General features: G+C 73.5%; 11 protein-coding genes and 1 pseudogene. 8 read left to right on the top strand and 4 right to left on the bottom strand.

The features are described from left to right. Positions 1-82 precede the first annotated feature (82 nt). The gene (locus BSB02_RS37495) at positions 83-1,135 is read right to left on the bottom strand and encodes a class I SAM-dependent methyltransferase (RefSeq protein ID WP_084965763.1); all 1,053 of its coding nucleotides are present in this window, start codon (positions 1,133-1,135) and stop codon (positions 83-85) included. Between the two features lie 412 nt (positions 1,136-1,547). Between BSB02_RS37495 and BSB02_RS37500 the strand changes: the two genes are divergently transcribed. Further along, positions 1,548-2,420: a universal stress protein gene (locus BSB02_RS37500; RefSeq protein ID WP_240507016.1), complete on the top strand. Its 873-nt coding sequence runs from the start codon at positions 1,548-1,550 to the stop codon at positions 2,418-2,420. Positions 2,421-2,434: 14 nt separating this feature from the next. On the opposite strand, the gene BSB02_RS37505 is transcribed toward BSB02_RS37500, so the two are convergent. Next, positions 2,435-3,091: a helix-turn-helix domain-containing protein gene (locus tag BSB02_RS37505; RefSeq protein ID WP_084965765.1), complete on the bottom strand. Its 657-nt coding sequence runs from the start codon at positions 3,089-3,091 to the stop codon at positions 2,435-2,437. 139 nt (positions 3,092-3,230) lie between these two features. On the opposite strand from BSB02_RS37505, the gene BSB02_RS37510 reads away from it, so the two are divergent. Together BSB02_RS37510 and BSB02_RS37515 are read left to right on the top strand one after the other, a co-directional pair. Beyond that, positions 3,231-4,073: a universal stress protein gene (locus BSB02_RS37510; RefSeq protein WP_084965766.1), complete on the top strand. Its 843-nt coding sequence runs from the start codon at positions 3,231-3,233 to the stop codon at positions 4,071-4,073. 47 nt (positions 4,074-4,120) lie between these two features. Continuing rightward, the gene (locus BSB02_RS37515) at positions 4,121-4,780 is read left to right on the top strand and encodes an adenylate kinase family protein (RefSeq protein ID WP_084965774.1); all 660 of its coding nucleotides are present in this window, start codon (positions 4,121-4,123) and stop codon (positions 4,778-4,780) included. Positions 4,781-4,814: 34 nt separating this feature from the next. Here the strand turns inward: BSB02_RS37515 and BSB02_RS37520 are convergent, their stop codons facing one another. Further along, positions 4,815-5,216 carry a helix-turn-helix transcriptional regulator gene (locus tag BSB02_RS37520; RefSeq protein ID WP_084965767.1) on the bottom strand — a complete coding sequence of 134 codons (402 nt, stop codon included), beginning with the start codon at positions 5,214-5,216 and terminating at the stop codon, positions 4,815-4,817. A gap of 263 nt (positions 5,217-5,479) precedes the next feature. Here BSB02_RS37520 and BSB02_RS37525 point away from each other — a divergent pair, with 263 nt between their 5' ends. The 5 genes and pseudogenes from BSB02_RS37525 (at position 5,480) to BSB02_RS40310 (ending at position 8,624) form a co-directional block, all read left to right on the top strand. After that, complete coding sequence (locus BSB02_RS37525; protein WP_206185100.1) at positions 5,480-5,854, top strand: STAS domain-containing protein; 375 nt, start codon at positions 5,480-5,482, stop codon at positions 5,852-5,854. A gap of 166 nt (positions 5,855-6,020) precedes the next feature. Further along, positions 6,021-6,694 (top strand): annotated as a pseudogene (locus tag BSB02_RS42765) (DUF998 domain-containing protein). Between the two features lie 33 nt (positions 6,695-6,727). After that, positions 6,728-7,102, top strand: coding sequence for a YciI family protein (locus BSB02_RS37535; protein WP_084965769.1), 375 nt, complete (start codon positions 6,728-6,730; stop codon positions 7,100-7,102). 62 nt (positions 7,103-7,164) lie between these two features. Beyond that, entirely contained in the window at positions 7,165-8,463 is a 1,299-nt protein-coding gene (locus BSB02_RS37540) for an RNA polymerase sigma factor (protein ID WP_084965770.1), read from the top strand. Positions 8,464-8,474: 11 nt separating this feature from the next. Further along, positions 8,475-8,624 (top strand): TMEM175 family protein, encoded by a 150-nt coding sequence (locus tag BSB02_RS40310; protein ID WP_143591690.1) that lies wholly within the window; start codon positions 8,475-8,477, stop codon positions 8,622-8,624. 196 nt (positions 8,625-8,820) lie between these two features. Here the strand turns inward: BSB02_RS40310 and BSB02_RS37545 are convergent, their stop codons facing one another. Then, on the bottom strand, positions 8,821-9,333 hold the full coding sequence (locus BSB02_RS37545) for a class I SAM-dependent methyltransferase (RefSeq protein WP_084965771.1): 513 nt from the start codon (positions 9,331-9,333) through the stop codon (positions 8,821-8,823). Positions 9,334-9,391: the final 58 nt, after the last annotated feature.

A 9,391-nucleotide genomic window follows, 5' to 3' on the forward strand; every position in this document is an offset into this window, starting at 1 on the left:
CCCCGGGCGGGGGCCGTCCGCCGCCGAGACGAGCCGGTCAGGGCCTCCAGCAGGCGGTGGCCGCGCGGACACCTGGGCGGCGTCAGGGGATGAGCCGGTAGAAGCGCCAGAAGCCGAAGTCCTCGACCGGGAGGATCTCGAGGTCGCGGAAACCGGCCTCGCGGGCGTAGCGGCGCAGCGTGTCCGGGCGCATCACGGTGCCGGTGCCGGCCGAGGGCCGGTGGGCCATGCCGTCCGGGAGGCAGACGAGCAGGCTGAAGCCGTACATGAGCTGCTCGATCTCGTCGCCGGGCGGGGCGAAGGAGTCGGCGACGGCCTCGTCCATGACGACGACGACGCCGCCGGGGGCGAGCGCCCGCCGGGCCGCGGCGAGGGTGTCGACCGGGCGCGGCATGTCGTGCACGCACTCGAACGCGAAGATCGCGTCGTACTGCTCCGCGCCGAGCCCGGCGGCGTCGCCGTGGCGGAAGGCGACGCGGTCGCCGAGACCGGCTTCCGCGGCGTTGCGCGTGGCCAGCTCGATGGACGGGGCGTCGATGTCGATGCCCTCGACGTGCGCCTGCGGGTAGGCCCGGGCCAGCGCGATGGTCGACCAGCCGCCGCCGCAGCCGATGTCGGCGATGCGGGCCCCGGGGCGGCGCAGCACGGCGTCCAGCTCGGGCAGCCCGGCCAGGACGCCCGGCAGGGCGTGCTCGAACCAGGGCCGGTTCATGTCGGCCTGCGACTCGCGCATGTCGGTCCCGAAGTCCGCCCAGGAGACCCCGCCGCCGGTGCGGTAGGCCTCCAGCAGGGCGGGCATCTGCACGGCGGCCGCGGTGAACAGGCGGGCCATCGGCGCGAGGTAGGCCAGGCTGGACTCGTCGGTCAGCACCTCCGCCTCGCCCTCGCCGAGGACGAAGCGGCCGTCGTCGCCGACCGTCAGGATCCCGGCGATGGCCTGCTGTTCCAGCCATTCCCGGGCGTAGCGCTCGCCCCCGCCCGCGCGGGCGACGAGCTCGCCGGGGGTGGCCGGCCCCTGGGCGGCCAGCGCCCGGTACCAGCCCATCCGGTCGCCGATGTGGATCGACAGGATCTCTGCGGTGCCGAGCGCCGACTTGAACAGCCGGTCGGCGAACTCGTCCACTTTCACAGTCATCGACACCCTCCTCCTTGCTTTTGTGCCTGGTTGAGGGTGACGGTGAGGGCCATCCGCGAAAAAGCCCTTTTGCCACAAATTGCGGTCTCTATTGGGTGCCGACGGTCATGGGTCGTTCAAGGAGACCGTCGCAGACGTGACACGGCGCGGCCGGTGAAGACGATGCGCCCGATCTCCGCCGGCGCCGTCAGGTTCGGGCACTCCCGCGGCGGGAGCTTGACCAGCACGGAAACCTCGCATCGCCTGGCACCAGCCTGGCCCGGCCGGGGTAGGGAACCACAGGGGACGGTGAGGAGGGAAGGGCCTGTGCCGGGCGCCGGTCCGCCTTCCCGCTCTGCCGTACGGCAGGGCCGGAGGTCCCCGGGCGCGCGGGCTGACCGGCCTGGCCTGGATGCCGGGATGGATACGGCCGATGGGGGGACACGCGATGATCGTGGTGGGGGTGGACGGGTCGCGGCCGGCGCTGGAGGCGGTGGCATGGGCGGCCAGGGAGGCGGTCCTGCGCGGGCGCAAGCTGCTGGTCGCGCACGCGATGCCCGCCTGGGCGCGGGACGCGACCGACAAGGACCGCTACGCGGGGGTGGCGCGGTGGATGCGCGAGGGCGCCGAGGTCGTGCTGACCGCCGGGGTGGACCGGGCCCGGCGTGAGGCGCCGTCGGTCGTGGTGGAGCAGGCGCTGCTGGGCGGGGATTCGCGTGCCGCCCTGCTGAAGCTCGCGCCGGAGGCGGAGCTGCTGGTGGTGGGCAGCCACGGCCTGGGCGGCTTCAGGGGCCTGCTGGTCGGCTCGGTGGCGCAGGGCGTGGCCGGGCACGCCGCCTGCGACGTGGTGGTGGTCCGGGCGCTGCCGCGCGGCTCGCGCGGGGAGATCGTGGCAGGGGTGGACGGGTCGCCGGCGGGCGAGCCGGTGCTGGCGTTCGCCTTCGCCGAGGCGGACCTGCGCAAGGCGCGGCTGCGGGTCGTGCACGCCTGGAGGTGGCATGAGGCCACCAGCGTGCTGCACGCCTCCTCCGGCGAGGAGGACGAGCGCCGGCTGCTGGGGGAGGTCCTGGCGGGCTGGCGGGAGCGCTATCCGGACGTGGAGGTGGTCACCGAGGTGGTGAACGGCCATCCGGTGGAGGTGCTGCGGGACGCCGCCGGGGAGGCGGACCTGCTGGTGATCGGCTCGCGGGGGCATGGCGGGGTGACCGGGCTGATCATGGGCTCGGTGAGCCAGGCCATGCTGCACCATGCCCGGTGCCCGCTCGCCGTGATCCGCTCCTCCTCGGGGGACGGCAGGCCGCGATGACCGCCGCGCCCCGATCACAGGGAGCTGACGCGGCGGCCGGTGACGCGGCCGGGCGTGACGCGGATGAACAGGTCCCGCTCGCCGCCCGCCCATGGGGTGACGTGCACCCCGGCCACGGAGGCGGCCTCCTCGGGCGGCACCAGATGGGCCGGGCCCTGCACCAGCACGCTCCAGCCCTCGCGGCGGGCCTCGTCGAGGCGGTCGACCTGGAAGGCGATGATGACGTCCACGCCTTCCAGGCCGGTGCGCAGCTGCTCCTCCATGGCGCCGCCGTACCGGGTGCGGAAGACGATGCCGCCCTCGTGCACGGTGTAGTTCACCGGGAACACCACCGGGCCGCCCGGGCCGCCGAAGGCGACGCGGCCGATGCCGCCGGGGGCGATGAGCCGCAGGCATTCGGCGCGGTCCAGCTCGCGCAGGTGCGGGGCGGCCATGGCGGGACCAGGGCCGGGCGGGCGTTCGCGTCCGCCGCCGAGCAGGTCGGCCACGGTCGTCTCCAGGGCCTTGGCCAGGCGGTCCAGCGCCTCGGCCGACGGCATGGCGGGATTGGCCTCCAGGTAGCGAAGGTAGCCGGGGTCCATCTCGGCGCGCGAGGCCACCTGGTCGGACGTCAGGCCGAGCCGTTCGCGGTGGGCGGCCAGGCGGCGGCCCAGGTCGCTGTTGGCCGTCATGGGGTCCTCCCTCTGTTTGCCCACCTCAGGCTATGCCCGCCCCTTGCGAGCCCGGCACGGCCGTTGGACCCTGCTGTGTGGGACCTCTGGCCCTGCCGTTCGCGCCGCCACCGGGGCGCGATGGGGTGAGGAGGACATCATGATCATCGTTGGAGTCGACGGTTCCCCGGCCGCGCACGCCGCGCTGGACTGGGCCGCGGACGACGCCGTCCGCGTGCGCGAACCGCTCCGCATCGTTCACGTGCTGGACCGCATGCCGTACCAGATCCGCCGGTACCCGCTCGTCGGCTGGCCCGATCCGCTCAGGAAGTCGGCCGAGAGGATCCTCCGGGACGCCGTGGCGCGCGTGCGGGCCAGGCAGCCGGCGCTGGAGGTCAAGACCGAACTGGAGGAGGGCGTCCCCGCCCCGGCGATCCGCCAGCTGGGAAAGGACGCCACCGAGGTCGTCCTCGGCACGCGCGGGGTCGGCGGCTTCGCCGGCGCCCTGCTCGGCTCGGTGAGCGCGTACGTCGCCGCGCACTCCCACTGCCCCGTGGTGGTGGTACGGCCGGCCCAGGACGTCGTCTACGGCGAGATCGTCGCCGGGGTGGACGACTCCGACAACTCCGCGCCGGCCCTGGCCTACGCCTTCGAGCAGGCCAGGCTGCGCGGCGGCACGCTGCGGGCGATCCACGCCTGGCAGCTGCCCATCCACGCCTTCACGCCGGACATCCCCTACGACGAGGAGGAGATCCGGCGGCGGCAGCGGCAGATCATCCGGGAGCGGACGGCCGGCCTGCGCGAGCGCCACCCGGAGGTGACCGTGGTCGAGGACGCCAGGACCGCGCACCCCGTCGAGGCGCTGTGCGCGGCGTCGGCCACCGCCGACCTGGTCGTGGTCGGCTCGCACGGGCGGGGCGCGGTCGGCTCGCTGCTGCTCGGCTCGGTCAGCCGGGGCGCGCTGCACCACGCCCGCTGCACGGTCGCCGTGGTGCGCTCCTGAGCCGTCCTCGCCGCCGGCCGGCGCCCGACGGTGTGTCAGAGTGCAACATGCGCAAGTACGTCATCATGGGCGTCCAGGGCAGCGGCAAGGGAACCCAGAGCACCCTGCTCGCCCGCGACCTCGACCTGGTGCACATCAGCGTCGGCGACATCTTCCGCTGGCACGTGCAGCACCACACCAAGCTCGGGGCCCAGGTCCGGCGCGTGATGGCCGCCGGGGAGCTCGTCGGTGACGACCTGGTGGAGAAGGTCGTGCGTGAGCGGCTGGACCAGCACGACTGGAACTACGGGTTCATCGTCGACGGCTTCCCGCGCAACCGCCGCCAGGCCGAGTTCTTCCTGGAGAGCTACGACATCGACGGCGTCGTGCACCTGGACCTGCCCGACGAGGAGGTACGGCGGCGCGTGCTGGCCCGCCGCCTGTGCGCCCGCTGCGGCCTGGACTACAACCTCATCGCCCATCGCCCCAAGGAGAGCGGCCGGTGCGACGTGTGCGGCGGCGAGCTCGTCACGCGGGAGGACGACACCCCCGAGGCGCTGGCCGCCCGGCTGCGCGACTACCACGACAAGACCGACCCCGTCCTGGACCTGTTCCGCCGCAAGGAGTACGTCGCCACCGTCGACGCCAGGCCCGGGAAGGTCGCGGTGCAGCGCGAGATCCGGGCGCGTCTGGGGCTCCCGCCGTACGAGCCGCACCGCCCCGGCTGACCGCCGGATGCATGGTGTGGGCGACGCGGACCCGTCAGCTTGTCGCCTGCGCCGCGGCCCCTATCGTCATCGCGGGCGGCGCCGGGGGCGCGGCCGGCTCGCGAGCGGCATCACCGGGGGCCTCGACGCCGTCCGGCAGGTCGCGCTGGGTGAACATGTTGACCAGCAGGCCGACCGGAAGTCCCGCCTCGGTGGGGTACCGGAAGCTCTGGTCGAGGTTGAGGGTGTAGTGGTTGCGCCGGCCCACCTTGGTCCGGGTCAGGTAGCCGGCCTCGTGGAGGTCGGTCACGATGCCCTGGACGGCGCGTTCGGTGATGCCGATGCGGGCGGCGATGTCGCGCAGCCGTACCTGCGGATCACGGGCGATCTCCAGCAGCACCCGGGCATGGTGGGTCAGGAAGGTCCACGTGGGCGATCTGTCACCAGAGCTGTTCATGACCACTTCGCATCTTACGGTCCTGGCTGGGCCCCGCGTTCAGGAAACGGACAGGAAACCACCTCTCGCACAAATGATAGGCGAAGAGTCTTTCCGGTAACAGTGTTCTGTCGTTAAGCTGTGCCTGACACCACCACGCCACCCATGGCATCGACGACATGAGGAGGTCGCATGCCTGGCATCCGGCACGTCGGAGCTCGCCCGCGGAAGACGGCGCGCCCGGCTCCTTCGCACTCCACCCACTGACTGCGGCCCCCAGTCACATGACCACCCAACAGGAAACCGCACCAGGCGTTCCCGACCCCGAGCCCTTGGTGAGCGCGGTGATCTATGCCGACCACCAGCTCCGCATCACCCACCGCTCCGGTCCGAACCTGGCCGTGGTGCAGCTGATCGGGGAGATCGACGTCACCAACACCACAGGGGTGGCCGCGGCGCTCGCGCGTGCCTGGCGTGGCGGGGAACTGCTCGACGTCGACGTCGCACGGCTGAGCTTCGTCGACGTCAGGGGGCTCGGCATGCTGGCCGGCCTGTGCCGGGAGGGCTGGGTCCGCCTGACGACCGTGCCGCCCCACATGCGCCGCCTGGCCCGGCTCCTCGACCTGGAGGGCCAGATGCTGGGCTCCCGGCCGCACTGACCGGGCCGATCCTCCTTCTCGCTTCCTTTTCGGTGAACGGCGGGCCTGCCGTACCGAAAAATCTTGAAAAAAGGTCCGGGGCGCGTGTCGAATCGGGGCCTGCTCGTTCGCAGCGTCTGCAGAGGGCCGGACGGGCCGGCCCCGGTAGACGCGAAGGTTGACGATCATGTCCTGCCAGCTCACCAGCCCCGCCGCCCGCCCGGTCGCCGCCGGGCGCCCGCCGTCCTCGCTGCTCGGGTTCGGCGTGGTCGCCGGTCCCCTGTACGTGACGGTCGCCCTGGCCCAGGCCCTCACCAGGGAGGGCTTCGACCTGGCCCGCCACCCCTGGAGCTTCCTGGCCAACGGCGACCTCGGCTGGATCCAGACCGCGAACTTCGCCGTCACCGCCCTGGCCACCATCGCCTGCGCCGTCGGCCTGCGCGCAGCCTGTCCCCGGGACGCGGCGCGCGGTGGGCGCCGCGCCTGGTGGGCGCGTTCGGGGCGAGCATGATCGGCGCCGCGGTCTTCCCCGCCGATCCCGCGATGGGCTTCCCGCCCGGAACCCCCGAAGGCCAGGGCGCCGTCACCCTCTCCGGGACGCTGCACATGGCCGTGGGCGGCATCGGATTCCTCTGCATGGTCGCCGCCTGCTACGTCCTGGCCTCCCGGTTCGCCCGCGAGGGCCGCAAAGGCTGGGCCGTCTTCTCCCGCGTCACCGGCACGCTGTTCCTGGGCTCCTTCCTCGGCATCGCCGCCGGCGGCGCCGTCCCCGGGGCCAACGTCGCCTTCATCGTCGGCATCATGGCGATCTGGGGCTGGCTGTCGCTGCTGTCGCTGCACCTGTCCCGCAACGCCGCCTGACTCACCGTTTCACTGCTCACAAAGGAGATCGCCATGCGCTACCTGGTCACCCTCAGAGTCGTCTCCCAGCCCGGCGGGCCGCCGCCCGCCGACCTCATGGAGGCCATCGCCAAGCTCGGCCAGGAGGCCGCCGAGACCGGGGCCCTGCTGGACCAAAGCGGCCTGGCCCCCAGCTCGGAAGGAGCCAGGATCGAGGTGAGCGGCGGCCGGCTGACCGTCACCGACGGGCCGTTCGCCGAGGCCAAGGAAATGATCAGCTACGCCCTCTACGAGGTCAGGACCAAGGAGGAGGCCGTGGAGTGGGCCTCCCGCTTCCTCAAGCTGCACCGCGACCTGTGGCCCGGCTGGGAGGGCGAGGCGGAGGTGCTGCGGCTGTTCGGGCCCGGGGACTTCGCCCCTCCGGCCTGACCCGCCGCTTCCGGCCGCGGCCCGCGCGTGCGGTCCGCGGCCCCGTCCTGTATCCAGGACCCATGACCGTCACGGATTCCCATCGGGTGGTGGAGGCGGTGTGGCGGATCGAGTCCGCCCGGATCATCGCCGGCCTGGCCCGCATGGTGCACGACATCGGACTGGCCGAGGAGCTGGCGCAGGACGCCCTCCTCGCCGCTCTGGAGGAGTGGCCGCGCAAGGGCGTCCCCGACAACCCCGGCGCCTGGCTGACGCTGACCGCCAAGCACCGCGCCATCGACCGGTTGCGCCGCCGCGACGTCTACGAGCGCAAGCTCCAGGAGGTGGGGCGCGAGATGGAGCTGCGCCAGGAGAGCGCGGAAGCCGAGCTCGACGACGCGCTGGACGACCACGTCGGCGACGACCTGCTGCGGCTGATCTTCACCGCCTGCCATCCGGCGCTGCCCCCCGAGAGCCGCCTCGCGCTCACCCTCCGCCTGCTCGGCGGCCTGACCACCGAGGAGATCGCGCGGGCCTTCCTGCTTCCCGAGCCGACCGTGGGCCAGCGCATCTCCCGCGCCAAGCGCACCCTCGCCGACAAGAAGATCCCGATCGAGCTGCCGCCGCCGGCCGACCTGCCCGCCCGGCTGGCCTCCGTCCTGGAGGTCGTCTACCTGATCTTCAACGAGGGCTACGCGGCCACCGCGGGCGAGGACTGGATCCGCCCGTCGCTGTGCGAGGAGGCCATGCGCCTGGGCCGCGTCCTGGCCGGGCTCATGCCCGCCGAGCCCGAGGTGCACGGCCTGCTGGCGCTCATGGAACTCCAGGCCTCGCGCATCCCGGCCAGGACCGCACCCGACGGCACCCCCATCCTGCTCCTCGACCAGGACCGCAGCCGCTGGGACCGGCTGCTCGTGCGCCGCGGCCTGCAGGCGCTGGGCCGCGCCGAGGCGCTCGGCACGCTCGGGCCGTACGGCCTGCAGGCCGCCATCGCCGCCTGCCACGCCCGCGCCCCGCGGCCGCAGGACACCGACTGGGAGCGGATGGCGGCCCTGTACCGGCTGCTCGCCCACCTCACCCCCTCGCCGGTCGTCGAGCTGAACCGCGCGGTCGCGGTCGGCATGGCGTACGGCCCCGCACGCGGGCTGGAGATCGCCGACAGCCTCCTGGAGGAGCGCGCGCTGCGGGGCTACGCGCAGCTGCCAGCCGTCCGCGGAGACCTGCTGGCGAAGCTGGGGCGGCTGGAGGAGGCGGCCGCCGAGTTCGGCCGCGCCGCCGCGCTGACCCGCAACGAGCGCGAGCGGCGCCTGTTCTCCGACCGCGCCGCCGCCCTCCTGCGAGACCTCGCAGATCGCGCAGGGGACTGGGCCATCGGCCACTAAACTCGCAGGTCATGGGGGATGAAAGCGGCCCGAAGCCGTCGGTCGTGCCGGTCGAGCGGCTCAGCGCCCTGAGCGACGGCGTGGTGGCCATCGCCATGACCCTTCTGGTCCTCGAACTCAGGGTGCCCGGCGGGCTGGACCCGGCGCGGCGGTCCCGGTGACGGCACGGCCTCGCCCGGCGCGGTCCGGGCGAGGGCGTTGATCCTGGGCGGCACGGCCCTGGTCTTCCTGTGCCCCGTGCTGATCGCGCAGGTGTCTCCGGTAGCCGCCATGTACAGCTGGGTCGCGGCCGCCGTGCTGCAGCCGCTGGTCAGTCGCCTCGTCCCGGTCCGGCGGTGACCTCGGCCGGGCTCCTCGTCACGGCCTGACGCCGCTGACGGCCCAGGCGCGGGCGGTCAGCGGGATGGAACCGTCCGCGTCGTACGGCAAGCGGGCACGCAGCCGCTCGCGCAGGGTGGCCCGCCGGTCCTCCTCCAGCGACATCACATAACCGGGAGCCGGTCCCTGCCCGCCGAGGAACGGCGTCCAGAAGTCGTCGAAGCCGGCGAACCGGGTGGGCACGTCGATCGGGCTCAGCCGTACCCCGGACAGGCCCGCGCCGGTGAACAACGCCCGCAGCGGGTCGGGCCGGCACAGGGGGAAGCGGGCGTGGCGGAGGTAGCCCTCGGCGGCGTCGACGCCGACGACCCGCCGGGGAGCGGCGAGGTCGAGGACCGTCCGGGTGATCGCGCCGGTGCCGCATCCCACGTCGCACCACCGCCGGTCGGGGGAGACGGGCAGCCACCGGACGAACTCGGCCGCCACCATCCGGCTCCACCGCCCGACGTAGGGTTCGTACGCGGCCCCGGCCGACCACAGCTCCTGGCCCATCGGGCCAGCCTAACCCCAATGCCGGGTAGTTAAGGCCCACCGCGTGTTGTCAAGTCGG

It is taken from the genome of Thermoactinospora rubra (assembly GCF_002093975.1).
GTDB lineage: Bacteria > Actinomycetota > Actinomycetes > Streptosporangiales > Streptosporangiaceae > Nonomuraea > Nonomuraea rubra_A.

Coding starts and splice junctions, on each gene's coding strand:
- BSB02_RS37500 (WP_240507016.1), top strand. CDS start 1,548: ATGGGGGGACACGCGATGATCGTGGTGGGGGTGGACGGGTCGCGGCCG.
- BSB02_RS37515 (WP_084965774.1), top strand. CDS start 4,121: ATGCGCAAGTACGTCATCATGGGCGTCCAGGGCAGCGGCAAGGGAACC.
- BSB02_RS37495 (WP_084965763.1), bottom strand. CDS start 1,135: ATGACTGTGAAAGTGGACGAGTTCGCCGACCGGCTGTTCAAGTCGGCG.
- BSB02_RS37525 (WP_206185100.1), top strand. CDS start 5,480: ATGACCACCCAACAGGAAACCGCACCAGGCGTTCCCGACCCCGAGCCC.
- BSB02_RS37540 (WP_084965770.1), top strand. CDS start 7,165: ATGACCGTCACGGATTCCCATCGGGTGGTGGAGGCGGTGTGGCGGATC.
- BSB02_RS37545 (WP_084965771.1), bottom strand. CDS start 9,333: ATGGGCCAGGAGCTGTGGTCGGCCGGGGCCGCGTACGAACCCTACGTC.
- BSB02_RS37510 (WP_084965766.1), top strand. CDS start 3,231: ATGATCATCGTTGGAGTCGACGGTTCCCCGGCCGCGCACGCCGCGCTG.
- BSB02_RS40310 (WP_143591690.1), top strand. CDS start 8,475: ATGGGGGATGAAAGCGGCCCGAAGCCGTCGGTCGTGCCGGTCGAGCGG.
- BSB02_RS37505 (WP_084965765.1), bottom strand. CDS start 3,091: ATGACGGCCAACAGCGACCTGGGCCGCCGCCTGGCCGCCCACCGCGAA.
- BSB02_RS37520 (WP_084965767.1), bottom strand. CDS start 5,216: ATGAACAGCTCTGGTGACAGATCGCCCACGTGGACCTTCCTGACCCAC.
- BSB02_RS37535 (WP_084965769.1), top strand. CDS start 6,728: ATGCGCTACCTGGTCACCCTCAGAGTCGTCTCCCAGCCCGGCGGGCCG.